Raw genomic sequence first — 24,479 nt, forward strand, 5'->3', positions numbered from 1 at the left:
CATGACGATATGGAACGGCGCTAGAAACCCCCCATGGGTTCGCGCGCTGCTATCGCAGCCTTGGGTTGGCCCGCTCGTCCGCCTTGCGCTCGTCTCCGCCTACCTTATTGGCGGCGTCAGCAAAGCGCTGAACTTCGACGGCGCGATTGCGGAGCAGGCGCACTTCGGCCTGCACCCGGCCGCCCTGTGGGCAGCTCTCGCGGTGGCGGTCGAGATCGTCGGCTCGTTGTGCGTGGTATTGCGCCGCTTCACGTGGCTCGGCGCAGGCGGCCTCGGCATGCTGACCGTCGTTGCGATGCTGGTTGCCAACGACTTCTGGAACCATGCCGGTGTCGAGCGCTTCATGGCGCTCAACAGTTTTTTCGAGCATCTGGGACTGATCGCGGGGCTCGTGCTCGCGACCCTGCTCGACGATACGCAGCATCCGGTCGGCGAGAGCCGAGCCTGACAGATTAATCAGTACGATGAAATATCAAGGAAATTCCGCTATGAAAGCAATTCGCACTGCCTTAGTTTCCCTGATGATCGCGGGCGGTCTCGCCGCCGCACCCGTTGCTTTAGCGAAGCCGCCCGTCATGCCGACCGAATCGCCGTCGGTCGCCGTCGGTCCGCAGTACGACACGACACACGTGTACGTGGCACCGGAGGACTTCGACCGCTTCACCGACAGCTTCGTGGCGACGTTCGGCGGCAGCAAGTCGAAGCAGGGCGTGTTCCAGGTCACGCCGACACCGAGCCAGACGATGTCGCAGCTCGTATTTACTCCGGCAGGCACGATCTCCGTGTTCGGCTTCAAGACGCCCATGCCGTATCCGTTCGGCGCGGAGCGCACGGGCTACCTCGTGACGGACATGGACTTGGCGGTGAAGTCGGCGCGCGCACTCGGCGCGGATGTGATCGTCGATACGTTCCCCGACCCGATCGGCCGCGATGCGATCATCACGTGGCCGGGCGGCACCAACATGCAGCTGTACTGGCATACCGAGGCCCCGCATTACGACAAGCTGCAGACCATTCCCGAGAATCGGGTCTACGTATCGGCGCAAAGCGTGCACAAGCTGGTTCACGATTTCGTCAAATTCTCACATGGCAAGGTGGTGTCCGATGACCTGACGGCGCCGGGTGTCGAGATCGGCAGACCTGAAGACACCTATCGCCGCATTCGAATCGAATCGCCGTTCGGCAAGATGACCGTGCTCGTGACGGACGGTCATCTGCCTTACCCGTTCGGGCGCGAAGTGACCGGCTACGAAGTATCGAATCTGGGCGATACGCTTCAAAAAGCGAAGTCCGCTGGCGTCAATGTGCTCGTGCCGCCGTTCAACTCGGCCGGCCGTGATGCCGCGCTCGTGCAGTTCCCGGGCGGCTATATCGCCGAAATTCACGCGGGCGCGGCGCAATGAAGTTCGAGGACACGATCCTTGCCGCGATCGCCGGCTTCGTCGACACGCTGAGCTTCGTTGCACTGTTCGGTTTGTTCACCGCACACGTGACGGGCAACTTCGTGTTGATCGGCGCCGGCATCGCCGGCTCCGGGCAGGGCGTGCTGCTCAAGCTGATCGTGTTCCCCGCGTTTATCGGCGGGGTCGTTCTCAGCAGCCTGCTCGTGCGGTGGCTCCCGCAGGGGCAGGCGCGTCAGGGCGCACGCTTGCTTTATGCGGTGCAGGCCGTGTTGATCGTCGGCTTTTGCCTCGCCGGCGTATGGGCGACGCCGGTCAGCCAGCCAGATAGCCTGCCTGTCATCCTGGCGGGCGTCGTGGGGGCGTTCGCGATGGGTGTGCAGAATGCGCATCCGCGCCTGGTCCAACGCCCTGGTGTGCCCAACACCGTCATGACGGGCAATGTCACGCAAGCCGTTCTGGATGTGATCGACATGCTGTCGCCGGGCACGCCCGACAGCGTGCGCACCGCGGCGCGCTCGCGCTTCGGCTCGATGATGCCGGCCATCGTCGCGTTCGCAGTCGGCGCGGTGGCCGGGGCACTAGGGGTGGTCTACATGGGCTTCTGGGCGCTGCTTGCTCCGGCGTGTGCCCTCGTCGGGCTCGCGGCGACCACGGGAGAACATGAGCGCGCGATTGCACCGGGGCACTCATGAATCCAGGCGGTGCAGGGAATCATCCTGCGCAGGCTCGGCGCGTGAGTGGGACGGGCCAACACAAACATAAGCCGACAAAGGCAAGGAAATCCATGGTATCGAGTACGATGCGCGCGCGCCGATGCGCGCAGGCCGCGCGCTTGACGGCCATCGCCGGGCTGCTGCTGGCGGGCGCCGACGCGGCGTTCGCGCAAACGGCTGCGCAACCGGTTGCAGACGCGAGCCTCGCGGCTGACCCGGTCGGCGCGACCGCAGGCACGGCAGTGAACGACGCCGCATCGAGCGACGCGTGTAACGTCAAACGTCCTGCCGTGATGTTCAACCGCTGGCAGGAAGACTGGTCGGTGCTTGCGAACCCGTGCGTTCCGCGCAAGCCGCTCGACAGCCTCAAGTACATTCCGCTCGGCGGCGACCCCGCGTCATATCTGTCGCTTGGTGCGAACCTGCGTGAGCGTATCGAAACCAATGACGCCCCGCTGTTCGGTGTCGGCTCTGCGCAGTCGGATACCTATCTGCTTCAGCGCATCGAAGTGCATGCCGACGCACATCTCGCCGAGCACTGGCAGTTTTTCGTCCAACTTGAGGATGCGCGAGCATTTGGCAAAAACGTGGTCACGCCGGTGGACAAGAATCCCCTCGATCTCGAGCAGGCATTCGTAGCCTACACTGGAGCGCTCGGTGGCGGTACGTTCAAGTTTCGCGTTGGCCGCCAGCAAATGGCATTCGACTTGCAGCGTTTCATTGCCGTACGGGATGGCCCGAACGTACGACAGGCTTTCGATGCCATCTGGGCAGACTACGAATACCAGAAGTGGCGCTTCATCGCCTACGCAACCCAGCCCGTGCAGTACCGCAACGCGACCGTGTTCGACGATGTATCGAACCGCAATCTCACTTTCAGCGGCGTGCGTTTCGAGCGGCAATCCGTCGGGCCGGGTGACATGTCCGGGTACTGGTCCCGCTATAACAACGCCAACGCGCGATACCTCGACGCTCAGGGTTCTGAGCACCGCGACGTCTGGGACCTGCGCTATTTCGGCACGCGTGGCGGCGTCGATTGGGATGCGGAGGCGATGCTGCAGACGGGAACGGTCGGCAATAGTACGGTGCTCGCGTGGGCGGTTGGCTCGCTCGCAGGTTACAAATTCGACATGCCGTGGACGCCGCGCGTCGCACTGCAGATCGATGCGGCGTCCGGCGACCGGCACCCGCATGATGGTCGGCTCGAGACCTTCAATCCGCTATTTCCGAACGGCTATTACTTCACGCTGGCGGGCTATACCGGCTACGCGAACCTGATCCATATCAAACCGTCGATTACGCTCAAGCCTTCGGCCAGTCTCACGCTGCTTGGCGCGCTGGGCTTCCAGTGGCGCGAGACGACTGGCGACGCCGTGTACCAGCAGCCGAATCAGCCTGTGCCGGGCACGGCGGGAAAAGGCAGTCTGTGGACAGGTATGTACGTGCAATTGCGCGCGGACTGGACGATTGCGGCGAACCTGGTAGGTTCGGTCGAAGCCGTGCACTTCCAGGTGGGAGACTCGATTCGTAAGGCGGGCGGCCGCAATGCCGATTACGCGGGCGTCGAACTCAAGTACGGGTGGTAGGACTTGCCGGCTATCGTGCCGATCCCGGCGGCGTCGGAAGCGTTGAGGGATCGCGCCCTGTGTCTACGTCGTTCGCGCTTTGACTACGGCTGGCCCGATCGACGGGGTCGTCGTTCAGACGCTTAAGGGCAATAGCTCGCCGAGAAAGCTAAGGTCGCCTTCGACAGGTATTTGAACTGCCCTGCTGGCGACGTGCTCATTCGACGCGCACTGGAATTTCTCTGCGACGTACGTCCGGGTGCATTCGAACAGGCTATACATCGCCTCCGGCCCGTCGATACAGACATTGACAAGCGACTTCGAGACAAGCTCATCGATGTTTTCAATCAAGCTGCCTGTCGTCACTGCCATGTCGTTGACGACTCCACGCAGCGAATCGAAGCTAAACGGTCCGACGAACCGGCAAAGTTGAACGAGCAGGGACTGGGCCGAGTCGCTCAACAGGTCGAAGCTGACATCGAAGGCCGTCCGTAGACAGCGATGCCGCGCCGTCGCAGTGCGGTATCCCCCGGACAGGAACGACAGCCCATCGCTCAGCAGCCGTTGCACGCCTTCGACGCCCAACAATTCCGCCCTGCCGGCGGCCAACTCGATTGCGAGTGGAATACCATCCAGGCGCTGACAAATGTTTGCGATGCTCGCTATCTCGCCGATGCTAGGGACAAACCTCGGATGCATCTGCTGCGCACGGTGGACAAAGAGCTGGACAGCCGGGCTGTCCAACATCTCGTCGCAACGGTCCGTCAGTTTGGGAACGCCAAGCGGGTTCACCCGGAAAACCGTCTCGTTGCGAATCTTCAGCGGCTCCCGGCTCGTCACCAGGAACTGGATATTCAGGCTTGCCGCCAACAATGCTTCCACGATTTGTGCAACCACTGAGATGACGTGCTCCGCACCATCGAGTATCAACAACCACGGCGCATTCGACAGCGCTGCGCCCAGACGCTCGGAACAGACGACGTCCTCCGGCATGTCGACACCGCAACCGTACGCGATCGCTCTCAGCACCTCGTCGATCGTGGCTGCGGATGAAAGATCGACAAAGGCCACCGTCGCCGGGCATGACGGCGCTATCCGATAGGCGAGTTCAAGTGCAAGACTCGATTTTCCGACACCACCTGCGCCCGTCAAGGTAAGCACCTGGGAGTCGACCAATGCCTCGGCTGCCTTGGCGACGACCCCGTCTCTCCCGACGAGATTCCCGACGCGGCGCGGGAGCGGCCGCGGACTGGCGGCAGTACGGAGTTTCGGCTGTACGCCCCGAGACGGGGCCAACCGGTAGCCACGGCGCGCGACCGTGACGATGAGGTCCCGGTCATCGCCCAGCGCCTTGCGCAGCGCAGAGATGTTGACGTCGATATTGCAGTCTTCGACGACGGTGCCGGGCCAGACCGTCTGCATCAGCTCGGACCTCGACACCACTCGACCGTTCGCCGAGGCGAGCGTCGCCAGCAGGTCGAAGGCGCGCGAGCCCAGTCGAAGGTCCTGGCCATCGCGCCGCAAACATCGCGCGTTCATGTCGAGTTCGATCCGGCCGATTTTCATAAGGTCGCCTCCAGCAGGGGAAATAGACATGTACGATCTCCCGATATTTAATTGCCCGGAGGCCACGCCTTTGCGGACATGAGCTGCATCGCAGTCAGCGCATAGATGGCAGCGCAATCAAGAACATCCTGCTCGACAGCATAGTCATCGATCCCCGAGGACAGGGTGGGCTGCGGACCATAGCAGACCGAAGCGATTCCGTGGTCGCGCCAGAAACGCGCATCCGAGCCCGGGAGTCTGACTACATAGCGTGGGGCTACTCCGCGAACGGCTGCGACTGCACCCGCGAGGCTTTTCACGGGATCGCTGTCGAGCGGAGCCCAGCTTGCAGGCCATCCCTTTGCATACTCGATGCTGATACCCTCGCAGCTTTTAGCTATTTCGTCGATGCGTGCCTTGAGATCGGTGATCGATAGACCGGGGGGCAGGCGCAGGTCGGCCTTGGCACGAACGACCGGTGGAATGAGACTGCGTACGCTTCCTGCTTCGATACTTCCAACGCTCGCGGATAGACGGAAGCCGACATCGTCTTCGCCTCCCTCAATGCCCTCGATTTCCTTGGGCAAATCGGCGTAGAAGTCGTTCAGCTGGTCGAGCCCGCACATAAACTTGGCCATTCTTGCGGCGGCGGTTTGTCCCGTGAGCGCACGAGACGAATGGCCAGCCGTCCCTTTCGCGGTGATGTCGATCCAGAGCAGCCCCTTTTCTGCGACAGCGAAATTCATCCACCCTGGTCCTTCGCCGCTGATTAGGTAGTCACCGTACAGTTCGGGATCTTGCTTCAGCACGTAAGGCGAGCCGCGCGAGCCGAACATGACTTCATCCGATACTGCGGTGAGGCTCAACTTTCCGGCTAGCTGGGGCAGACGGCGCTGGACGATCTTCATCGCGAGCGCCATCGCTGCGAGCGCGCCTTTCATGTTCCCCATGCCGAGGCCATACAGTCGGCCGTCCTTTCGGGTCAGTTCCAGAGGAGGAACCGTCCACGCGGACTCGTCGCCCGCGAGCATGGTGTCCATGTGGGCATTGAACACCACATGTGCGCCGGGGCGGCTTCCTGTTACCGTGCAGACAATGTTCGGTGCCTCGGCGTCCGCTGCTACGGTTTTCGCCGGCAGGTCGTGCCTTCGCAGGAAGGCCTCAAGAGTGCGTGCCATTGCAGCGGTGTTGCCGGGCGGGTTTGCACTTTCCGCTGCGACAAGCGCGCCGCAAAGTTCAACGAGATTTTCCCGCGAGGCCTCGACTTCTTCCTCGACGGCTCGCACCACTTGCGCATCGTAGGCTCCAATGCAAATCGCTTCCACTACTGTCGAGTTCATATGAATCCCTCAAATCACGCGTCGGCCACTTGCAGCATGCTGTCGCGTACTGCATCGGCACTACGCCCGACGATCTGTTCATAAAGGGCCGGGTCAGTCGCGCCCTCGGTCCCAACCAGCATCACGACGCTCGATTCCGACAAGCCCAGCGCTTTGCGCTTTTGCGGATCAGTTGCGGCGAGCAGTACTGCCGCGAGACCTGCAACCGCTGATTCGCCCGCAACCACTCTGGCGTCGCCGAACGGGGCGTCGGCAAGCAGGCGCATACAGCTCGCGGCCGCCTCGTCTGTCACTGTCAGAAACGCATCTGCGCCTTCTCGCAGAATCTCCCATGCGATAACCGATACCTCGCCGCACGCGAGGCCGGCCATGATGGTGTCCAGGTCGCCCGCGGCCGGAGTGGGTTTGCCCGCCCCAGCGCTACGGATCAGGCAATCGGCATTAGCTGGCTCGACAATGATGAATCGCGGGGCATCGCTTCCGTAGCTCTCCCAGAACCACGAACACAGGCTTGCCGCAACCCCGCCAACGCCACCCTGTACGAAGACGTGAGTGGGACGCACGCCGGCGGGGAACTGGGTCGCGGCCTCTGCGGCAATGATGCCGTAACCTTGCATGACATCGCGCGGTACTTCCGTGTATCCCTCGTAGGACGTGTCCGAGATAACCTGCCATCCATTTTCCAACGCATCGTCGGCGGCCTTGCGCACGGCGTCGTCGTAGGCGCCCTTGACTTCAAGCACGCTCGCCCCGTAGGCTGCGATCGCGTCACGTCGCGCCTGGCTGACGTGTGCATGGACATAGATCACGCACTTGCAGCCAAAGTTTCTCGCCCCCCAGGCAACCGACTTGCCATGGTTTCCGTCGGTCGCACAGACGACGGTAAGCATCTCGGTGATCTCCCGATGCTCGCCACGAATGAGGGAGGACGTGTCAGGTTCCACCCCGAGCCGCCTCGACACTTCCTTTTTCAAATAGCGCAATACTGCATACGCACCGCCAAGAGCCTTGAAGCTGCCCAGTCCGAAGCGCGACCCTTCGTCCTTGTACAGGATGTTCCCGAGTCCGGCCTTCGAAGCGAGCCCTTGAAGCGCGACGAGAGGCGTGACGGCGTAACCGGGCCACGTCGTGATCTCGGCTCTCGCTTCGTTCAATGCGTGCAGGTTCAGGATTTCGCTGAGTCCGCCAAGGTGATATGGATGTTGGCGCGGCGGTTGCGGATTAAGGAGAAAGCCCAACGGGCCGGACACGAGCTTCGTCACGGAATGTTTCCTGTAAAAGTGATTGATCAATAGCCGAGCGCAACGCCGTCGCGACGTGGATCGGCACCGCCCCTGAGTAGTCCGCGCGCCCTGTCAATCCAGATGGCCTGTCCTGTCCCCAGTGGATTCGGAGCCGGCTGAGGGAAATGGGAGAGCGCGCGAAGTCCGCTCCAGACTGGCTGAGGCACAGTGTGTTCAAGATGAAGCGTGTCGCCATGGGCAAACATGCGGGGGTGATCGAGTGCTTCCTGGATTCCCATTCCGTAGTCCACGATGTTTGTCAGGACCTGAATCTGTCCGAGCGGCTGGAAATGCGCGCCGGTGACGCCGAATGACATGACGGCTTCGCCGTCTCGGGTCAGCATCGCGGGTATGATCGTATGCATCGGCCGCTTTCTGCCGGCGATGGCGTTAGGGTGAGCAGGGTCCGTCACAAAGCCACAAGCACGGTTGTGAAGAAGGATGCCCGAACGTGGAGCAATCAGTCCGCTGCCGAAGTCATCAAAGATCGAGTTGATGAAGGAGACCGCGAGTCCGTCCTTGTCAACGACGGTCAGGTAGATCGTGTCACGGTGAGCCGGCCCATACATTGGAGCCGCGTCGGCCATTCGGCCATTCATCCGGATGCGCGCAATGCGCTGGTCAATTCTGTCTGCGGCAAGCATGTGCTGCACGATTGTGTCCGGATCTTCGCTATCGGATAGATAATGATCGCGTTCGGCATAGGCCAGTCGGGCCACTTCGGTTTGAAGATGGAAACGTTCCACCGAGAGCGGACCAAACTTCGACACATCGAAGCGTTCGAGCATCGCGGCCATTCCGAGAGCAATAATTCCCTGCCCACTCGGTGGGCACTCCCAGAGCTCGTACCCGCGGTATGAAGTGGAGATCGGGGTGACGTAACGAGGACGCCAGTCCGCAAAGTCATCGGCCCGGTGATAACCGCCAAGCGTTCTCAGCTTGGTCACGATATCCTCGGCGATCCATCCCTCGTAGAAAACGTCTGGACCATCCGACGCAATCGATGACAGCGCTTCCGCGAGGGCGGGCTGCCTGTGCAACTCGCCGGCCTGATAAGCGCTCCCGTCGCTATGAAGGAAAACCCTCGCGGTGTCGGCGTCGTTGCTCAGTTTGACCGTCTGTCGGGCCCAGTCTCGTGCAAGCCTTTCTGTGACCGGCGCGCCGTTCGCGGCTGCCTCGATGGCTGGGTGCAGCAGGGAGGGCCACGGGCGGGTCCCGTGGTCCCGTGCAAGTTGGGCCCACGTCCGAATGGAGCCGGGCACCGTCACTGCATGTGCCGAGAGGGGATTGATTCCAGCTACGCCAGACGCCCGGTACTCCGACGCGCTTGCGCCAGCGCACGCCCAACCAGCACCGTCCAGTGCGATGATTGATTGCTCGGGGCGTTTTAGCAGGACGAAGCAGTCGCCACCAATTCCAGTCTGTGTGGGTTCAACGACCGCAAGCACTGCGGCCGCTGTAATCGCTGCATCGACAGCATTGCCGCCTGCCTTCAGGACGTCGAGCGCAGCAAGGGTGGCTTGAGGATGTGAGGCGGCGGCCATACCGCGGGTGCCAAGAGCCTCAGAACGCCCGGGGAGTTCAAAGTCACGCATGAGACATTTCCAGTAGGTCAGATAACAGCCAGAGACGCGTTTCGCAGATCGGTTACCAACATCGACGACAGTGCGTGAGTGATGCAAAGTGGCGGCCGCGCGTGCGGGGCGGCGAGCTACGAACAGCCGAGTAAGAATGTCACAAGGTCAGCGTGCCACAACGCACGTAAGTCCTGAACCTCCGCGGTGAGTACGCCGTGCTCGAGGACGTGATATCGCGGCACATCGGTGCGAATATCGATATCGGTCCCCAGTGTCGGAAGATAAATCACGCGGAACGATGCAGATATTGCCCTGCACATAGCCAGGCGCATGTCCTGCCGTATGGCCTCTATAGGTGCCTTTTCGTACGGCAGAGCGCAACGCCCGGGGCGTGAGCATGCGATCGTTCGCTCGATACATCATTACTGGCTCCACGCAGCAGTTCTTCCAGTTGAGCGGGGCGGACGTTGATCAACAGGGCTCCCTCCAACATCATCGAGCGGCTTGCGGCTCGTTTCCGATCCGAGAACGGCCATCGACACAGCCTGAACTGCAAACAGTATCCAGATCAACGTGATGACCGCGGTGACTCCACCATGTTCGAAGAGGTAGACGATGACGAAAGGAGCACCAATCGCGCTTGCGCGGCCAATGCCAACGCACACGGCGTTGCAGCGCATCCGGATTTCTGTCGGAAAGATCTCCGGCAGGTAAATGGCCTGCACCGTGGCCAGCAGATAGAAGAGCGATGCATACGTTGCGAAGCCGAATGACATCGCCACCATGGGCGACGAAACGTGGCCGAAGGCGGCGGCCATCGCGGCGGCGATTACAGACCCGAAAATGATCCCTTTGCGGCGGCCCAGACGATCGGCAAGCAGGCGGGCGACAAACGCGCCCACCGGACCACCGAGTGCCATGATTGCAGACTGCTTTAATGACTGGTTGATCGGCATTCCCTGCCGTGCCAGGAACGTGGGGAGCCATGCTACAAGTGCATAGAGCACCGTAAAAAGCACAACCTGCATGATCGTGCCGAGGACGAGCGGTCGTAGAAACTTCAACTGCCAGATCGATTCCGAAGTGCGCATGGGAAAAGCGGCGGGGGAAGCCAATGTTGCACCGGTCTTACGTGCGGAGTCCTCGATGGAGCAGACGATGGCGTCCGCCTCGGCATGTCGTCCACGCATCTCCAGCCAGCGCGGCGACTCGGGAATAGCCTTTCGCAGCCACAGAACGAATAGCGCTGCAACGCCGGGGATCGCGAACATAATGCGCCAACCAGCAATGGGGATCAGCAAATAACTGAAGAGCGTTGCTGTAAGAAGTCCGCAGGAAGAGAACGTTGACAGCAGGGCAAGCCATTTGCCGCGCGACTGGGGCGGAACAAATTCAGCAAGTGTGCTGTAACCGGTGACGATCTCTGCACCAAGGCCCACGCCGCAGATAAATCGCATCGCGATGAGTAGATCTATGTTGGTAGCGGCCGCTGCGCCGATTGAGGCAAGGCCGAATACTGCAAGGTTGATCTGGAAGGTAAGCTTTCTGCCATATCGATCGCCGATCAACCCCGCTGCAAACGTACCGATCATCATTCCGGCGAATGTTGCGGAAACAAACGCAGCGTTCGAGGAAAGTGTCGACCAGCCACTGTGCAACAGGACGACGAGGACCGACCCAGCAATATAGATGTCGAAATTATCGACAAGCATCCCGCCACCAACCAGACCGAGGAGGCGGGTATGAAACGAATGCGTGGGAATGCGATCCAGGCGCCCCGCAATCGTGCTTCCCTGTTTATGGCTGAACACGCTGTCCCCTCCTTGTTTGACGAACAATTTCATTTTATGGAAGACCTCCGATGTAAAATAATAGAAGCACGCCGCGGTGTGTTAATTTTCAACATAAACGGGCACGGGAATGAAAAAAAGCACCGACCACAAGACGGAGCTGGATACGTTTGATCTGAAGCTATTGGGCGCCGTACAGGAAAATAATCAGCTCACTGCACAACAGCTGTCAGAAAGGGTCAACCTCTCTTCCATGTCATGCCTGAGACGGCTGAAACGTCTGCGTGAGGCGAAGGTGATCGTCAAGGATGTTTCGGTTGTGGACCCGTCACGCGTCGGCAAATCTATGACAATGCTGGCGCTCGTATCCCTTGAGCGCGAGCGCGCAGACATGATTGACGATTTCAAACGGGCGGTCATGCAGGCGCCCGAGATCATCCAGTGCCACTACGTCACAGGCGACGTCGACTTCGTGATGATGATCTCGGCCTCAAGCATGCCCGACTACGAGAACTTCACGCGCCACTTCTTTTTCGGAAACAACAATGTGCGTCGCTTCAATACACTCGTTGTCATGAATCAGCTGAAGTTCGCGATGCCGATTCCCCTTGATCTGTAGAGTCACCTCATGTTGCTGGCTGGAGTTTGGGGTCAACTGGTCGGCGAGCGACGCAGTCGATCTCAACTAAGACGCTGCGAACCAGTTCTGTCACGCCGACACAGGTTCGCGCTGGACGGTGGTCGTCTTCGAAGTAAGACCGGTAGACCTAGTTTATCTCGTCATAGTCGCGCCCGAAGTAAGTCAGGAAGACGCGTACACTCAAAACGTCGTTCAATCGAGGCCGGTGGCGTTAGGTGTACGCTTCATATTGAGCATTGTCTGCTCTGTTTGCGCGCCTGCTCGGCGACATGACGCGGTAAAGCCGGGAATAACGTGATAACGGGTCATGGTCGGGATCGTTGGTGTCTTGAGGGAGGGGGAATCAGAGCGTTCCGGTTTTTCGCGGGTGGGCGATGGGCGCTGCGGCGTAGTAAAAGGGGCCTCTGAATACGCTCAGTAATGTTCCGATAGACGCAAGTCGGCGGCCCGGGATGTCTGCGGCCGTGATTGTTGACGATCTACGCGCTCAAGTCGAGTGGCTGCTCCTGGCCGATGGGGTGAGGTCGCCAACGGCCGCTTACTGGCATTCCAGTTCGCGAACTTGAAATTGGCTGACTGACCGGTTTGGAACAAGTTGTCTGACCGGAGTGGGTCGAGATCGTGTGGAAACGAGATCTCTGCGACTGAGCGCGAGTTCGAGGATCATGTCGATTGAGTTCAATACGAAGCGATCGACCTAACCGAGCAGAGCGCACGCGACAAAACCCCTCGGGGCTTCAGCTTGCGGCCATTTTGATTGCTTTCATCGCTTCTGTAACGCCAAGTAAGTTCATGACTCGTTTGATGTTGTACGCCAGAACCTGAAGACTCATCTCCGTACTCACCCCGTCCAGGTGTCCTGGTCAGGAAGTGTGCGGGTCCCATCCAGTGTTTGAGCGTACCGAAGACGTGCTCGACCGTAATTCGCCGGATGGTCATCGCATCAGGCTTCCGGTCAAACCGGCGCTGCATGGCCTCCAGTACGCCTTCGTGCTCCCACCGTCGGATCCGGCGGTAGATTCCCCAGAGAAGGTAATTTCAGTGCTATTTGCATGCAATAGGCATCAGCGGCCACTACAAACGTGATGCAGACAATTAGTCTGAAGGCAAGGCAAATCAGCGGACATCACCTCGTCCCACTGGGGGCGCTGGCAGCAGCGTACATGTTCCTCGGAAGCGGACAGTCGCACGAACGGCGAACCAGCGCGGGTGAGGATTGAGACACGTTTAACGTACTTTGCTTGCACCAACTGTGACAGATTCGCGTGGTACGGCTTAGAAGCTACGCAAAAGGCTGATACTTGGCTAATACGACGGTACAACGCCTACTCGAGAAGGCACCCCGCGGCCGACCTCTCGACCCGGAAATGTTACGGACGCTGGGGATTGGAGCATCAGAGACCAGTTACCTGGTTCGTGCCGGCTGGCTCAAGCGCCTCTCGAAGGGGGCCTATCTGCTCGTTGGGGACCAATTATCGACGGACGGCGTTATTGCTTATCTGAGCCGAAGCGTGCCTTGCCTTCACGTCGGAGGAAAGACCGCGCTTGATTGGAAAGGGATAAGACACAACATAGCGTTCCGCCCCAGAATCGCTCTATTGGCTTTCCAGTCGTATAGGTTTCCGGACTGGGTTGGCGAACACATGCCCTTCAGCTTTCAGACCACCCAGTTGTTTCAAAACAATGCGCCAATAGCAGCTTGGCTACGTCCATTACCCAACAAGAACAACGAAATTCTCGTTTCAATCCCGGAACTTGCCCTTCTTGAACTTGCAAGCTCCATCGGCAAGGCGGGTGATAAAGACAGACGCTGGAAGAGGCAATGCATCTCGCTGAACTCATGCGTAATCTTCGCGTTGACGTTTTAGTCTCAATTCTCGGGTACTGCATTCGAGTGAAAGTTCTCAAACTTGTGCGAGATTTGGGACGAACTAGCGGACATGCATGGGGCAACAATCTTCAGGCGTACGTCGAGGTGCGTAGTCCTGGAAAGCGATGGTCACGAAGCGGAAAGGATGGTCGCCGACTTACGCTAAAACCGTAGGATCGGCGGCTCACTCGATCGGTCAACGTCTGCGGCGACGTCGCATGGGACGCATTTCCTCACGCCAATTCGCACACATTTCGCTGCAGCCGCCGGAGGCAAGGTGAGCCTTTTCGGGAGATACGAATTTGTCCATCGTCTTAGCTCCTGGAAATTCTCACCGTCCCGAACTCATTCACCGTCCTTGACGCCCACATGCGGGCTTTGGTGAAAGCGCGTGAGCCAGATTCATCACCGGCCACGAGACATGCGTTCGATTCGCCACTTCTTACTGCGTCGCTGACAACTGAAAGCGCTCAGCTTATTTTCAACGCATGTTTGCCTCCTGGAAGCCCTCACCTTCCTGGAAATCCTCACACCCACCCCCCTGGAAATCCTCACCTCCCTGGAGATCCTCACCTTTCTGGAAGTCCTCACCATCCTGGAACAGCTCACCCATCCGCGAAGATTTTGAGAAGGCGAACGGATGCCAGTTCAGCGGTTCACCGAAGTGAGTTTTGGACATATCTCCCGTTGACTCATCCGAAATGGAGACGAATGTGCAGTCGGGTTGAGCTGCCCCATCGTCACGTACGAATCACCTCGGGAGCCTTATGCGATAAGCAAGGTCGCAACTTTTAGCTTCGCATAACGAACTAAGCTATTCCGCCGCAAGAAAAAAATTCGCCGAGTTGGTCGCAGTTGGACCGCTGACACCCAATCGCACACATCTGCGCTCCGTAAGGCAAAGCGAGCACGTTTCGTAATGTGAGACGGAAGGTCGCAACTCTGTTGTGCGATTTAGGTGATTTCCGAAAAGTCGCATCTTTTTTGTGCTGCGATAACTCCGTCAGAACTTCATCTTCACCTGAAAACCAATCGTAAAGGGCAGATTATCCGAAGGGATCGGCGGAATGACGATGAAGTTCGCGCCGACGCGCTTGTATTCGAGCATCACGATCGGCGCGACCACCGGGCCGATCGTATGATTGCTGCCGAGACCCCAGTTGCCGTAGTTATAGCCAGAGATGATCCCGCCGATCGCCGCGATCCGCACGATGCCCCAATGCGCGAACTCGGGCGCCCACACGGCGCCGCCATAGTAGGACGGCCGACGCAGCGAGTTGCGAAAGCCGCCGGCCGTCAGCGCCCACTGGTTGTTCAGCCAGCATTCGACGCCCAGCCCGGGGTTGAACTGCTCGAAGTGCGTATCGGGATCGGGATTGATGTGATACGAGCCGAGCATCGCGTCGACCCATACACCGCCGTCACACCAGCTCGCGTGTGCCGTGGAGACCGCCGCGAAGCTTGCGAAAAGCGCCACCGCGGCGCGCCGGATATTCTTGTTCATCTGCCTGAAGTGCATTTCTTCTCCGTCACCGGTCGAGCGCCGGTGTCATCGTGTTCTGGCGATCCGCGTGCCGCCCGACGCGCACTGTACCTGAAGCCGCGCGCTCGATGTTGAGGACTCGCTCGGCCCGGCCGGGCATGCGACGTGCCCCGCAGCCGGAACCGCCAGGATAAAGGAGAACCGATGGCGTCCTGATGAACACGCGGTGAAGAAGTTCGCGGCGCGCAGCGGGCGCGCCGTCGGCGATGAACGTGGTGGGAACGTCTACAGACCGAGATCGGACAGGCCGGGGTGATCGTCGGGCCGCCGGCCGAGCGGCCAGCGATACAATCGGTCGGCTTCGCGGATCGGCAGGTCATTGATGCTTGCGTGGCGACGCGCCATCAGACCGTGCTCGTTGAACTCCCAGTTCTCGTTGCCGTACGAGCGGAACCAGTTGTTCGAATCGTCGTGCCATTCGTACGCGAAGCGCACCGCGATGCGGTTGTCGGTGAACGACCACAGCTCCTTGATCAGCCGATAGTCGAGCTCCTTCGCCCACTTGCGGCGCAGAAATCCGACGATCTCCGCACGGCCATGCACGAATTCGGCGCGGTTGCGCCACATGCTATCCGTCGTGTACGCGAGCGAGACGCGCTCGGGTTCGCGCGTGTTCCACGCGTCTTCCGCGGCGCGCACTTTCTGGATCGCGGTGTCGCGCGTGAACGGCGGCAGCGGCGGGCGGGTTTCGATCGTATCGGCCATGATGGTTCCTCAGTCAGGTCGTGCGGTGCGCCGGGATGGCGGCCGTTTGATGGCAGCGGGTTTCGCTGCCGCATCGAGCAAGGTCTTGCCGACCGCCTGCGCGTCGAGCGCCGCAGCGGCTTCGCCGCTGACGAGCGCCACCGCGATCGCGCCGTCGAGCAGCACGAGCCATTGCCGCGCGAGCGGCGCCGCGCGACGCGCATCGATTTGCGCTTGCGCCGCGAACGCGTCGCATTCGGCGCGCACGAAATCGAGCAGACGTGCCTTGTGTTTGCGCGCGACGACGCGGATCGGATCGTCGGCCGATTCGATTTCGCCGGCCGCGTTCAGAAACGCGCAGCCATGAAAATCAGCCGATGCGAACCACTCGCGCAGCACGTCGAACATGCCGAGCAGGCGTTTGCGCGCATTCTTACCGTACCGTTGCGTGCTGGCGATAAACCAGTTCATCCAGCGCTCGTCGCGCCGTTCGAGCGCGGCCGCGATCAGCGCGTCTTTCGATTCGAAATGCGTGTAGAAGCTTTTGCGCGCGGTGCCGGACTGCCGCACGATCGCATCGACGCCGGTTGCGTGGATGCCGCCGGCGTAAATGAGCGCCTCCGCGGCATCGAGCAGGCGGTCGCGCGCGGTGCCGGGCTGGGCCGCGTCGTTTTGGGCAGTCGGATTCGAATCGTGTGTCATCGACAGAAAGGTAGAACGATCATTCTCTCTCGTCAAGTTTTTCTTCGAGCTTCCGCGCGATGGGTACGCTTGCTGCTATCTTGATGGAGATCGCTTGTCCACCGCTCAACCGGAATCGCTCCGATGAAAACATCCCCCGTTCGCACCGCATGGCTACGCGCGCTGCGCGGCGCAACGCTGCTGGGCGCGATGGCCTGCACGCCGATCCAGGTGCTCACGCATTCGGTCAGTCAGAACGAGGCGCGCGTGCCGCCCGGGCGCTACGACATCGATCAGGACCATACGAGCATCACGTTCGATATCGATCACTTCAAATACACGCGCTTTACGATGCGTTTCAATCGCAAGCAGGGAGAACTCGACTGGAACGACGGCGGCCTCAACCGCAGTACGGCGTCGGTCGCGATCGACGCCGCGAGCATCGACACGAACGTGCCGCTGCTCGACAAGATGGTGAAAAGCGACAGCATGCTCGACGTCGCGCGTTATCCGCAGATCCGCTTCGCGAGCACGCGTTTCGAGCGCACCGGCGAAGCGCGCGGCACGCTGAGCGGCGACCTGACGATCCGCGGCGTCACGCAGCCGGTCACGCTCGACGTCACGTTCAACGGCTTCGCGCCCGATCCGCTGACGAAGAAAGACACGCTCGGCTTTGCCGCCGACGGTCATTTCAGCCGCGCGAAGTTCGGTCTGACGACCTGGTATCCGGCCGTCGGCGACGATATTCACGTGCGCATCCAGGCCGAATTCGTGAAAACGCCCGCAGGCGCGTGAGCGCGCTGCGGGCGTTGGCGTTCAGACAGTGAGATGCCGACTCAGGCAGCGGTCCAGTCGAGAATCACCTTGCCGCTTTCGCCGGAAAGCATCGTCGCGAAGGCTTCCTGATAGTCGTCGACCTTGAAATGGTGCGTGAGGATCGGCGACAGATCGAGGCCGCTTTGCAGCATCGCGACCATCTTGTACCAGGTCTCGAACATCTCGCGCCCATAAATGCCCTTGATTTCGAGGCCTTTGAAGATCACCTGAGTCCAGTCGATCGCGGTTTGCGCGGGCGGAATGCCGAGCAGCGCAATCTTGCCGCCGTGGTTCATCGCTTGGAGCATGTCCGTAAACGCGCTCGGCACGCCCGACATTTCGAGGCCGACGTCGAAGCCCTCGGCCATGTGCAGATCGTGCATCACGTCGCGCAACGATTCGCGCGACACGTTCACCGCGCGCGTCGCGCCCATCTTGCGCGCGAGGTCGAGGCGATAGTCGTTGACGTCGGTGATCACGACGTTGCGCGCGCCCACGTGCTTCGCGATGGCGACCGCCATGATGCCGATCGGCCCCGCGCCGGTAATCAGCACGTCCTCGCCGACGAGATTGAACGACAGCGCCGTATGCGTCGCATTGCCGAACGGATCGAAGATCGCGGCCAGATCGTCGGAGATTTCGGGCGGAATCTTGAACGCGTTGAAGGCCGGAATCACCAGGTATTCGGCGAACGCGCCCTCGCGATTCACACCGACGCCGATCGTGTTACGGCACAAATGACGGCGGCCCGCTCGACAGTTGCGGCAGAAACCGCAGGTGATGTGTCCTTCGCCCGACACGCGATCGCCGATCGCAAAGCCGCGCACTTCCTGCCCCATCTCGACGATTTCGCCGACGTATTCATGGCCGACGTGCATCGGCACCGGAATCGTCTTTTGCGCCCAGTCGTCCCACTTCCAGATATGAATGTCGGTGCCGCAAATCGCGGTGCGCGTGATGCGGATCATCACGTCGTTGTGCCCGACTTCGGGCTTCTTCACGTCGGTCAGCGTGAGGCCCGGCCCCCGTTCGAGTTTTGCCAATGCTTTCATCTGCTTCTCCGTTCCAATCACGCGGCGACTATGCCTGGATCACGCCAAGCTCGCGGCCGACGCGCGCGAACGCGTCGACGGCGCGATCGATCTGCTCCGGCGTATGCGCGGCGCTCATCTGCGTGCGGATGCGCGCGCGGCCACGCGGCACTACCGGAAACGAAAAACCGATCACGTAGACGCCTTGCTTGAGCAGCGCATCGGCCATTTTTCCGGCGAGTTGCGCGTCGCCGAGCATCACCGGAATGATCGGATGTTCGCCCGGCACGAGCGTGAAGCCGAGCGCGCTCATCGCGCGGCGGAAATGCGCGCCGTTCTCGCGCACCCGTGCGCGCAGTTGCGCGCCTTCATCACTGGCGAGCAATTCGAGTACTTTGAGCGACGCCGCGGCGATGCTCGGCGTCAGCGTGTTCGAAAACAGGTACGGGCGCGAGCGCTGCCGCAGCAGCTCGATGATCTCCTTGCGCGCCGCGACATAGCCGCCCGATGCGCCGCCGAGCGCCTTGCCGAGCGTGCCGGTAATGATGTCGATGCGCGCCAGCACCCCGCAATGCTCGGGCGTGCCGCGGCCGTGTTCGCCGATGAAGCCGACCGCGTGCGAATCGTCGACCATCACCAGCGCGCCGTACCGGTCGGCCAGGTCGCAGATGCCGGCGAGGTTAGCGATGATGCCGTCCATCGAGAACACGCCGTCGGTCGCGATCAGCTTGAAGCGCGCGCCAGCCGCATCGGCCTCCTGCAGACGCGCTTCGAGATCGGCGAGGTCGTTGTTCCTGTAGCGAAAGCGCTTCGCCTTCGACAGCCGCACGCCGTCGATGATGCTCGCGTGATTCAGCTCGTCGCTGATGATCGCGTCGTTTTCGTCGAGCAGCGTTTCGAACAGGCCGCCGTTCGCGTCGAAGCAGCTCGAATAGAGAATGCAATCGTCGGTTTGCAGGAACGCGGCGAGCGCCGCCTCGAGCTGCTTGTGCACGGTTTGCGTGCCGCAGATGAAGCGCACCGACGCCATGCCGAAGCCGTCGTTATCGAGGCCCTGCTTGGCGGCTTCGATCAGCCGGGGGTCGTCGGCGAGACCAAGATAGTTGTTCGCGCAGAAGTTCAGCACATCGCTGCCGTCGGCGAGACGCACGTCGGCCGACTGCGGGCTCGCGATCACGCGCTCGCTCTTGTAGAAGCCGTCGGCGCGGATCTGGTCGAGGGTGCCGCGCAGATGGGCAAGGTATTGGTCACGCATGAACGGGACTCCTGAGGGTGACGGCGCCCGCGTTCGCATGGGCGCGGGAAGGGCGGCCTGTTATAGTCGGTTGTCAGCTTTATCGGATTTTTTCGTTTTTCCGAACTAAAATCCGATATATCGAACAACTCTAAACGATGGGTCAGGAAATGGCAAGTTCGGGTACACGCCGCGCCGCGGCCACTGCGGCGTCCACCTCCGCTAGCGCGGCATTGCCGCCGAATGCGGCGATTGCGGCGCCGCCGCGCGTCGGCGAGCAGATTCAGCGGCTGCGCGCCGAGCGGCGCTTGACGCTCGACGATCTGTCGCGAGCGGCCGGCGTGTCGAAATCGATGCTGTCGGAAATCGAGCGCGACAAGGCCAATCCGACGATCGCGGTTGCCTGGCGGCTGACCAACGCGCTCGGCGTGAGCCTCGATTCGTTGTTTGCGCCGCCGAAGTCGCCCGAGGCGATCGCCGTTTCGGGACCGCACGATATTCCTACGCTAAGCGGTCATGAAGCGAAATACCAGTTGCGTGTGTGGGGACCCATCGAGCTGGCCGGCAAGTTCGAGTGGTACGAGCTGACGCTGCAGCCTGGCGGGGCACTGGTGTCGAACGCGCACGAACCTGGCACGCGCGAGCATTTGACCGTGCTGCACGGTTCGATCGAAATCGAGGCGGCCGGCGCGACGAAGCGGCTCAAGGTCGCGGACACTGCGCGCTACGTCGCGGATGAACCGCACGCGATTCGCAACGTCGGCAAGAGCGAGGCGAAGGCGCTGCTAGTGGTGATTCACGGCTAGGCCGTTCGGCCAGGTTGCGCCTGATACTGTATGTTTGTACAGTATCAGGTGTCGATTGGAGCCGAGAATGAACAACCTGAAAACCGACCCTACCGATCAAACGCTCGCCGCGCTGCGCTACCAGACCGCCGCGCGCGATCTCGAACATATCGTGCGCAGCATCGCCGCGCGCTACATCGTCAAGCAGGTGCCGCTCACGTGGCGTCTGCTCCATGCCATCGAAGCCGAGGCGCTGGCCGATCTCGGTTTTGCCAGCCGGCACGACGCGCTGATGCTCGGGCTGTTCCAGCGCCCGTCCGATCTGCCTTATCCCGAAACCGATGACGGCGTGGATTTCGGCACGTCCAATGCATTGCCCGCCGTTTTTGCGTTTGCCGTCAATGCGTACGAGGAAGCCGCGCGCCGCGCGGCGCTGCCACGGCCGGTCGATGCGTCCTTGAAGCGCGCCCGGGCATGGGGCGGCTGATGGCGGCGCCATGTCGGGATGGCTCGGATTGTCATCCGTTCCTCGAAGTCGGCCGTGCTGCGGTGAGCGCCTACAATACGCGGACCGAACGGAGCAACTAACAGAAGGATGCCCATGTCACCTCCCCATCTGTCCGACCCCGTTCCCCGTCCCGCGCCCTCTACCGATCTGTTCGATCAGCAACGCGAAGACTGGCGTCGCGACCCGCAGGTCGCGTTCGATGCGTGGCTCGCGAAGCAGCATTTCCGTCGCTCTTCGGCGTTGGTCTATCAGGCGCAGTGGGGGCAGTTTCTCGATTGGCTCGGCGCGCGGCAACAAAGCCTCGCGACGGTCGACACGCCCGCGATCGCCGAATTCGTCGCCGGCCTCGAGATTCGCAAAACGCAACGGGTCCGCTATTTACGGCTTATCGAGCGGGTGCTCGATCACGTGCGCGAGATCGAATCGGCGTCGACCAACCCGGCGCGTTTCATTGCTCAGGATGGGCAAGCCGCGTGGCGCAATGCTCGCGACAACGAGCCGACCGGGTTTCTCACGCATGCGGAACGCACAGCGTTGATCGCGCGATTGTTCGCGCCGTTGCCGGCGTTGTCGACCGCACAGCGCTGGAGAGAGCGACGCGATCGCGCGCTGATCGCCGTGTTTCTGGGTGGAGGACTGAAGACGGGCGAAGCGGGAGCGCTTACGGTTAGTTGCGTGAGAGAGGGCTCGCCGTGGGTCACGATCGAGTCGCCGAATCCGGTGCTGACACGCCGCACACGGCTCGCGCCTTTCGCAACGGCGATTCTCGACGCCTGGCTCGCCGAACGTCGGCTAACGGAGTTGGCCGGCAACCTCGTGTTTCCCGCGTCGCCGTCCGGCAGGCCGATGCACAAGGCCACGATGCTGCGCGCGGTGGATGCACTCGTCGACGCAGCGGGAATTGCCGCATCGCGCCAATCGCGCGCGAGTCCGCAGACCTTGCGCAACACGTTTGCGGCAGACCTTTTCGAAAGCGGAGTGGAGGCCGAACAGGTCGGTCAATGGCTCGGCTTCGTGCAGGCGGTGTCCGCGAACCGGCTGTATCGCGCGTGGCAAACTTGGATGGATCAGCAGGATTCGCCCGCGACAGAGGAGCCCGATCCGGCGGCGGCGCCGTTGGCCGAGCCCCGGCGTGACGGGCGTTTGACGAGGAAAACGGGAGCCGGCGAGCCCTGAAAAACCTCACCTTTACGCTCCCGAATTTCCTCACCTTTGACGTTTTTTCCGTTGGATTGGCCGTTTCTGGTTAACGGATCGTGTGCACGGAGCGGGACGACGGCGCGGTGGACGCCTCGTTCGACAGAAACTGGTTGACCGCCGCGAGCCGCGATTCGCCGAGGCCGGAGGAGTGCTCGCATTCCGGGCACACCAATTCGAAACGGTGATCGACGTGCGACAGCTCCGGTTCACCTTCCTCGCATTTCGGGCATCGCGCGGGCAGCGTCACGTGGCCGTCGGCCGCGGTGCCGATCATGCTCAACTCTTTGCTCGTGAGCCGCCCCTCGCTGACCAGCGAGCAAAGCAGCACGGCGATGGCCGGATCGATGCCCTGCTGGCCACGCAGGGCGGCGACTTCCTTGGTCAGCGCATCGACTTCATCCGACTGCTCGCGCAGCTGCGCTTCGAGCCGGTCGCCGCGCGCCTTGGCGGCGGCAATCTGCTGAATGAACTCGAATTCCTTGCGGCTCGCGTCGCGCACGCCTGACTGATACGTCGCGGCCATGCTGCGCAGCGAATCGAGTTCGACCAGCATCGGCTTGACGCGCCGCTCCGCTTCGGCGACCGCATCCTTGATCTGCTGCGCATAGTGCTCGGTGCTTTGCCGCAGTTCGACGTGCAACGCGTCGATCCGGTCGCGCAACGTCGCATTGGTGGCTTGTTCGTTTTCGAGCCGTTGCCGCAGCGCCTCGTTTTCCTGGTCGAGCCGGCGCGTGGTTGCCTGCATACCTTCAAGGTGAACGCTGCCGTGCGTAGTCGCGCTCGATAACTGAGCTTCGAGCGCGCGAACCCGCTCCCACGCGGCTTCGGCGCGCGCTTCGCTGCGCCTGATAGAGTCGTCGGCCGCATCCCGACGAATTTCGGCGTCGCGTACGCGAACTTCGGCGGCGCTGATCTGCGCGCGGATCTCTTCACGTTCGGCATCGAGCGACGCTTTGGCCTGCACGACCGCTTCTTCGAATAGCGCGCCCAGCAGTTCGCCGGCGCGATCTTCAAGTGCCTTCGGTATCGCGCCTGCTCCAACTTTGACCCGCGAAACGTTGCGGATGCGCTCCCAGAAATGATCGATGTCTTTCGGGATGTCGCTCGCGCTGCCGGTTTGCGTGAGATCGCGCACGGCCGCCATCGATGGCCGGATGCCGAGATCGAAAAAGAGCCGTTTGCATGCATGCAGTGACAGATCCTGGCGGCGCACGCCCTGCGCACGCATCGATTCAAGCTCATTGCGAATGGCTTGCCGCTCCTGATCCAGATTCATGTTTACCTCGATGTGGCTCGAATTGGATGGATCATAACAATTTACGTAGTGTTTGCTACCGATTTATCGGCGGCGAACGGATTGGCGTATACAGACGGAGTTTTGCAGGCAAATCGCGATAGTAAACACGTCCGTACCGTTTTCTATCGTGAAACAAAACGAAGAATAGCCAATAAGCCATTGTATTAGAAGCGCTTTGTCAGATTCTCCCGGGATCGCGCACTGTTTCACGATTGATCACCGGTGGCTGTGGGTTGTAAGACCCGTGTTTCACGGGACTCGCGGGGTCCAAGGCTTGAGAGTAATAAAAGTAAACACCTTTGAACCCTTGTTAAAAACGTTAACGCCTCGGCAAACCCTTGTCTGACGGGGCTTTCAGCCCGGCAAGGTGAAACTTTGCGGGAGACTTGGTGAGGGTCTGCGGGAAACTCGAGTGATGAGGTTCGGGGCACTCGGTGAGCGGGTCCGGGATGGAACGTGAGCGGGTTCAGGAAACGCCGTATACGTGGGGTTCGGGCAAAGGTGAGGTTTTGCGGGACCTCATGAGCGCGAAGCGCCCGACAGCCCTCAAAAGTACCCATTCGGTTTGGGGGCCACCAAGGTGAGGGTTTTCGGGACGCTCGCGAGCGTGGTTTTTGGGGGCTTTTTTAGGGTGGTTATCCCCTTAGGTGAGCGCTGGCGGGAGAGAACATGAAACGAAGGTGAGATTTTTCGGGGCCTGGTGGCCAATTTTGCTTTCTTTTTGAGCATCCAGACCGCTGAGGTGAGGTTTTACGGGAGCGAAGATGAATTGTCACGCGTCGACGACCCAAAAGACCACCTGGCTGGAATCGCTCGCGATTGGAAAGGTGAGGGGATTCGGGGCGCCGGCTGATGAGGCGGATCCGCGCGCTGGTTTAGCCGGCGATTTCGCCGAAGGTGAGGCTTTTCGGGACACTCTGGCTTTGGTTCTGAGCGTTAAGGTGAGGAAATTCGGGACCGAAATGGAGGCTGCG

At 61.0% G+C, this 24,479-nt stretch carries 23 protein-coding genes and 2 pseudogenes; 11 read left to right on the forward strand and 14 right to left on the reverse strand.

What is annotated here, in order from left to right; translation table 11 throughout:
- Position 1 precedes the first annotated feature (1 nt).
- From AB3X96_RS10285 to AB3X96_RS10300, 4 genes are all read left to right on the forward strand, one after another.
- Entirely contained in the window at positions 2 to 448 is a 447-nt protein-coding gene (locus AB3X96_RS10285; RefSeq protein ID WP_368589622.1) for a DoxX family protein, read from the forward strand.
- A 40-nt stretch (positions 449 to 488) separates the two neighbouring features.
- Positions 489 to 1,403 carry a glyoxalase gene (locus AB3X96_RS10290; protein WP_368589623.1) on the forward strand — a complete coding sequence of 305 codons (915 nt, stop codon included), beginning with the start codon at positions 489 to 491 and terminating at the stop codon, positions 1,401 to 1,403.
- Complete coding sequence (locus AB3X96_RS10295; protein WP_368589624.1) at positions 1,400 to 2,095, forward strand: YoaK family protein; 696 nt, start codon at positions 1,400 to 1,402, stop codon at positions 2,093 to 2,095. The genes AB3X96_RS10290 and AB3X96_RS10295 overlap by 4 nt, the downstream gene beginning before the upstream one ends.
- Before the next feature lie 92 nt (positions 2,096 to 2,187).
- Positions 2,188 to 3,702, forward strand: a complete 1,515-nt coding sequence (locus AB3X96_RS10300) for an alginate export family protein (protein ID WP_368589625.1) — start codon at positions 2,188 to 2,190, stop codon at positions 3,700 to 3,702.
- A 114-nt stretch (positions 3,703 to 3,816) separates the two neighbouring features.
- On the opposite strand, the gene AB3X96_RS10305 is transcribed toward AB3X96_RS10300, so the two are convergent.
- The 5 genes from AB3X96_RS10305 to AB3X96_RS10325 form a co-directional block, all read right to left on the reverse strand.
- The gene (locus tag AB3X96_RS10305) at positions 3,817 to 5,277 is read right to left on the reverse strand and encodes a winged helix-turn-helix domain-containing protein (RefSeq protein ID WP_368589626.1); all 1,461 of its coding nucleotides are present in this window, start codon (positions 5,275 to 5,277) and stop codon (positions 3,817 to 3,819) included.
- Between the two features lie 17 nt (positions 5,278 to 5,294).
- Positions 5,295 to 6,566 carry a M20 family metallopeptidase gene (locus tag AB3X96_RS10310; RefSeq protein ID WP_368589627.1) on the reverse strand — a complete coding sequence of 424 codons (1,272 nt, stop codon included), beginning with the start codon at positions 6,564 to 6,566 and terminating at the stop codon, positions 5,295 to 5,297.
- A 14-nt stretch (positions 6,567 to 6,580) separates the two neighbouring features.
- Positions 6,581 to 7,828, reverse strand: coding sequence for a diaminopropionate ammonia-lyase (locus AB3X96_RS10315; protein WP_368589628.1), 1,248 nt, complete (start codon positions 7,826 to 7,828; stop codon positions 6,581 to 6,583).
- A gap of 26 nt (positions 7,829 to 7,854) precedes the next feature.
- Positions 7,855 to 9,444, reverse strand: a complete 1,590-nt coding sequence (locus tag AB3X96_RS10320) for a gamma-glutamyltransferase family protein (RefSeq protein ID WP_368589629.1) — start codon at positions 9,442 to 9,444, stop codon at positions 7,855 to 7,857.
- Positions 9,445 to 9,848: 404 nt separating this feature from the next.
- The gene (locus AB3X96_RS10325; protein WP_368589630.1) at positions 9,849 to 11,270 is read right to left on the reverse strand and encodes an MFS transporter; all 1,422 of its coding nucleotides are present in this window, start codon (positions 11,268 to 11,270) and stop codon (positions 9,849 to 9,851) included.
- A gap of 76 nt (positions 11,271 to 11,346) precedes the next feature.
- Between AB3X96_RS10325 and AB3X96_RS10330 the strand changes: the two genes are divergently transcribed.
- Positions 11,347 to 11,835, forward strand: a complete 489-nt coding sequence (locus tag AB3X96_RS10330; RefSeq protein WP_176124932.1) for an Lrp/AsnC family transcriptional regulator — start codon at positions 11,347 to 11,349, stop codon at positions 11,833 to 11,835.
- A gap of 7 nt (positions 11,836 to 11,842) precedes the next feature.
- Here the strand turns inward: AB3X96_RS10330 and AB3X96_RS10335 are convergent.
- Both AB3X96_RS10335 and AB3X96_RS10340 read right to left on the reverse strand, forming a co-directional pair.
- Positions 11,843 to 11,935 (reverse strand): annotated as a pseudogene (locus tag AB3X96_RS10335) (hypothetical protein); the annotation flags it as partial.
- Positions 11,936 to 12,593: 658 nt separating this feature from the next.
- Positions 12,594 to 12,870 (reverse strand): annotated as a pseudogene (locus AB3X96_RS10340) (transposase); the annotation flags it as partial.
- A gap of 353 nt (positions 12,871 to 13,223) precedes the next feature.
- Here AB3X96_RS10340 and AB3X96_RS10345 point away from each other — a divergent pair.
- Both AB3X96_RS10345 and AB3X96_RS10350 read left to right on the forward strand, forming a co-directional pair.
- A complete protein-coding gene (locus AB3X96_RS10345) occupies positions 13,224 to 13,724 on the forward strand; it encodes an AbiEi antitoxin N-terminal domain-containing protein (RefSeq protein ID WP_368589631.1) in 501 nt (166 codons plus the stop codon).
- Positions 13,697 to 13,900, forward strand: coding sequence for a type IV toxin-antitoxin system AbiEi family antitoxin domain-containing protein (locus AB3X96_RS10350; protein WP_368589810.1), 204 nt, complete (start codon positions 13,697 to 13,699; stop codon positions 13,898 to 13,900). The genes AB3X96_RS10345 and AB3X96_RS10350 overlap by 28 nt, the downstream gene beginning before the upstream one ends.
- A gap of 307 nt (positions 13,901 to 14,207) precedes the next feature.
- Here the strand turns inward: AB3X96_RS10350 and AB3X96_RS10355 are convergent, their stop codons facing one another.
- The 4 genes from AB3X96_RS10355 to AB3X96_RS10370 form a co-directional block, all read right to left on the reverse strand.
- Positions 14,208 to 14,405: a hypothetical protein gene (locus tag AB3X96_RS10355; RefSeq protein ID WP_368589632.1), complete on the reverse strand. Its 198-nt coding sequence runs from the start codon at positions 14,403 to 14,405 to the stop codon at positions 14,208 to 14,210.
- Positions 14,406 to 14,729: 324 nt separating this feature from the next.
- The gene (locus AB3X96_RS10360; protein ID WP_368589633.1) at positions 14,730 to 15,245 is read right to left on the reverse strand and encodes a hypothetical protein; all 516 of its coding nucleotides are present in this window, start codon (positions 15,243 to 15,245) and stop codon (positions 14,730 to 14,732) included.
- A gap of 249 nt (positions 15,246 to 15,494) precedes the next feature.
- Positions 15,495 to 15,974, reverse strand: a complete 480-nt coding sequence (locus tag AB3X96_RS10365; protein WP_176378817.1) for a nuclear transport factor 2 family protein — start codon at positions 15,972 to 15,974, stop codon at positions 15,495 to 15,497.
- Positions 15,975 to 15,983: 9 nt separating this feature from the next.
- A complete protein-coding gene (locus AB3X96_RS10370) occupies positions 15,984 to 16,655 on the reverse strand; it encodes a TetR/AcrR family transcriptional regulator (protein WP_368589811.1) in 672 nt (223 codons plus the stop codon).
- Between the two features lie 123 nt (positions 16,656 to 16,778).
- On the opposite strand from AB3X96_RS10370, the gene AB3X96_RS10375 reads away from it, so the two are divergent.
- Positions 16,779 to 17,429, forward strand: a complete 651-nt coding sequence (locus AB3X96_RS10375; protein WP_368589634.1) for a YceI family protein — start codon at positions 16,779 to 16,781, stop codon at positions 17,427 to 17,429.
- Between the two features lie 41 nt (positions 17,430 to 17,470).
- Here AB3X96_RS10375 and tdh read toward each other — a convergent pair whose 3' ends face one another.
- Together tdh and AB3X96_RS10385 are read right to left on the reverse strand one after the other, a co-directional pair.
- Positions 17,471 to 18,502, reverse strand: a complete 1,032-nt coding sequence (gene tdh / locus AB3X96_RS10380; RefSeq protein ID WP_368589635.1) for an L-threonine 3-dehydrogenase — start codon at positions 18,500 to 18,502, stop codon at positions 17,471 to 17,473.
- A 28-nt stretch (positions 18,503 to 18,530) separates the two neighbouring features.
- Complete coding sequence (locus AB3X96_RS10385; RefSeq protein ID WP_368589636.1) at positions 18,531 to 19,736, reverse strand: glycine C-acetyltransferase; 1,206 nt, start codon at positions 19,734 to 19,736, stop codon at positions 18,531 to 18,533.
- Positions 19,737 to 19,873: 137 nt separating this feature from the next.
- Here AB3X96_RS10385 and AB3X96_RS10390 point away from each other — a divergent pair, with 137 nt between their 5' ends.
- From AB3X96_RS10390 to AB3X96_RS10400, 3 genes are all read left to right on the forward strand, one after another.
- The gene (locus AB3X96_RS10390) at positions 19,874 to 20,521 is read left to right on the forward strand and encodes a helix-turn-helix domain-containing protein (RefSeq protein ID WP_368589637.1); all 648 of its coding nucleotides are present in this window, start codon (positions 19,874 to 19,876) and stop codon (positions 20,519 to 20,521) included.
- A gap of 67 nt (positions 20,522 to 20,588) precedes the next feature.
- Positions 20,589 to 20,987 (forward strand): DUF2471 family protein, encoded by a 399-nt coding sequence (locus tag AB3X96_RS10395; RefSeq protein WP_368589638.1) that lies wholly within the window; start codon positions 20,589 to 20,591, stop codon positions 20,985 to 20,987.
- A gap of 114 nt (positions 20,988 to 21,101) precedes the next feature.
- A complete protein-coding gene (locus tag AB3X96_RS10400) occupies positions 21,102 to 22,184 on the forward strand; it encodes a tyrosine-type recombinase/integrase (protein ID WP_368589639.1) in 1,083 nt (360 codons plus the stop codon).
- Between the two features lie 70 nt (positions 22,185 to 22,254).
- Here the strand turns inward: AB3X96_RS10400 and AB3X96_RS10405 are convergent, their stop codons facing one another.
- The gene (locus AB3X96_RS10405; RefSeq protein WP_368589640.1) at positions 22,255 to 23,484 is read right to left on the reverse strand and encodes a DNA-binding protein; all 1,230 of its coding nucleotides are present in this window, start codon (positions 23,482 to 23,484) and stop codon (positions 22,255 to 22,257) included.
- Positions 23,485 to 24,479: the final 995 nt, after the last annotated feature.

Origin of the sequence: Paraburkholderia sp. BR13439 (genome assembly GCF_040948805.1) — a bacterium.
GTDB lineage: Bacteria > Pseudomonadota > Gammaproteobacteria > Burkholderiales > Burkholderiaceae > Paraburkholderia > Paraburkholderia youngii.

What these genes read in the sequence shown, in the direction of transcription:
- AB3X96_RS10390 (WP_368589637.1), top strand. Translation starts at nt 19,874, where the DNA reads ATGGGTCAGGAAATGGCAAGTTCGGGTACACGCCGCGCCGCGGCCACT.
- AB3X96_RS10310 (WP_368589627.1), bottom strand. Translation starts at nt 6,566, where the DNA reads ATGAACTCGACAGTAGTGGAAGCGATTTGCATTGGAGCCTACGATGCG.
- AB3X96_RS10285 (WP_368589622.1), top strand. Translation starts at nt 2, where the DNA reads ATGACGATATGGAACGGCGCTAGAAACCCCCCATGGGTTCGCGCGCTG.
- AB3X96_RS10290 (WP_368589623.1), top strand. Translation starts at nt 489, where the DNA reads ATGAAAGCAATTCGCACTGCCTTAGTTTCCCTGATGATCGCGGGCGGT.
- AB3X96_RS10355 (WP_368589632.1), bottom strand. Translation starts at nt 14,405, where the DNA reads ATGTCCAAAACTCACTTCGGTGAACCGCTGAACTGGCATCCGTTCGCC.
- AB3X96_RS10300 (WP_368589625.1), top strand. Translation starts at nt 2,188, where the DNA reads ATGGTATCGAGTACGATGCGCGCGCGCCGATGCGCGCAGGCCGCGCGC.
- AB3X96_RS10385 (WP_368589636.1), bottom strand. Translation starts at nt 19,736, where the DNA reads ATGCGTGACCAATACCTTGCCCATCTGCGCGGCACCCTCGACCAGATC.
- AB3X96_RS10330 (WP_176124932.1), top strand. Translation starts at nt 11,347, where the DNA reads ATGAAAAAAAGCACCGACCACAAGACGGAGCTGGATACGTTTGATCTG.
- AB3X96_RS10325 (WP_368589630.1), bottom strand. Translation starts at nt 11,270, where the DNA reads ATGAAATTGTTCGTCAAACAAGGAGGGGACAGCGTGTTCAGCCATAAA.
- AB3X96_RS10400 (WP_368589639.1), top strand. Translation starts at nt 21,102, where the DNA reads ATGTCACCTCCCCATCTGTCCGACCCCGTTCCCCGTCCCGCGCCCTCT.
- AB3X96_RS10305 (WP_368589626.1), bottom strand. Translation starts at nt 5,277, where the DNA reads ATGTCTATTTCCCCTGCTGGAGGCGACCTTATGAAAATCGGCCGGATC.
- AB3X96_RS10395 (WP_368589638.1), top strand. Translation starts at nt 20,589, where the DNA reads ATGAACAACCTGAAAACCGACCCTACCGATCAAACGCTCGCCGCGCTG.
- AB3X96_RS10375 (WP_368589634.1), top strand. Translation starts at nt 16,779, where the DNA reads ATGAAAACATCCCCCGTTCGCACCGCATGGCTACGCGCGCTGCGCGGC.
- AB3X96_RS10295 (WP_368589624.1), top strand. Translation starts at nt 1,400, where the DNA reads ATGAAGTTCGAGGACACGATCCTTGCCGCGATCGCCGGCTTCGTCGAC.
- AB3X96_RS10365 (WP_176378817.1), bottom strand. Translation starts at nt 15,974, where the DNA reads ATGGCCGATACGATCGAAACCCGCCCGCCGCTGCCGCCGTTCACGCGC.
- AB3X96_RS10350 (WP_368589810.1), top strand. Translation starts at nt 13,697, where the DNA reads ATGCGTAATCTTCGCGTTGACGTTTTAGTCTCAATTCTCGGGTACTGC.
- AB3X96_RS10345 (WP_368589631.1), top strand. Translation starts at nt 13,224, where the DNA reads ATGTTACGGACGCTGGGGATTGGAGCATCAGAGACCAGTTACCTGGTT.
- AB3X96_RS10405 (WP_368589640.1), bottom strand. Translation starts at nt 23,484, where the DNA reads ATGAATCTGGATCAGGAGCGGCAAGCCATTCGCAATGAGCTTGAATCG.
- tdh (WP_368589635.1), bottom strand. Translation starts at nt 18,502, where the DNA reads ATGAAAGCATTGGCAAAACTCGAACGGGGGCCGGGCCTCACGCTGACC.
- AB3X96_RS10320 (WP_368589629.1), bottom strand. Translation starts at nt 9,444, where the DNA reads ATGCGTGACTTTGAACTCCCCGGGCGTTCTGAGGCTCTTGGCACCCGC.
- AB3X96_RS10360 (WP_368589633.1), bottom strand. Translation starts at nt 15,245, where the DNA reads ATGCACTTCAGGCAGATGAACAAGAATATCCGGCGCGCCGCGGTGGCG.
- AB3X96_RS10370 (WP_368589811.1), bottom strand. Translation starts at nt 16,655, where the DNA reads ATGACACACGATTCGAATCCGACTGCCCAAAACGACGCGGCCCAGCCC.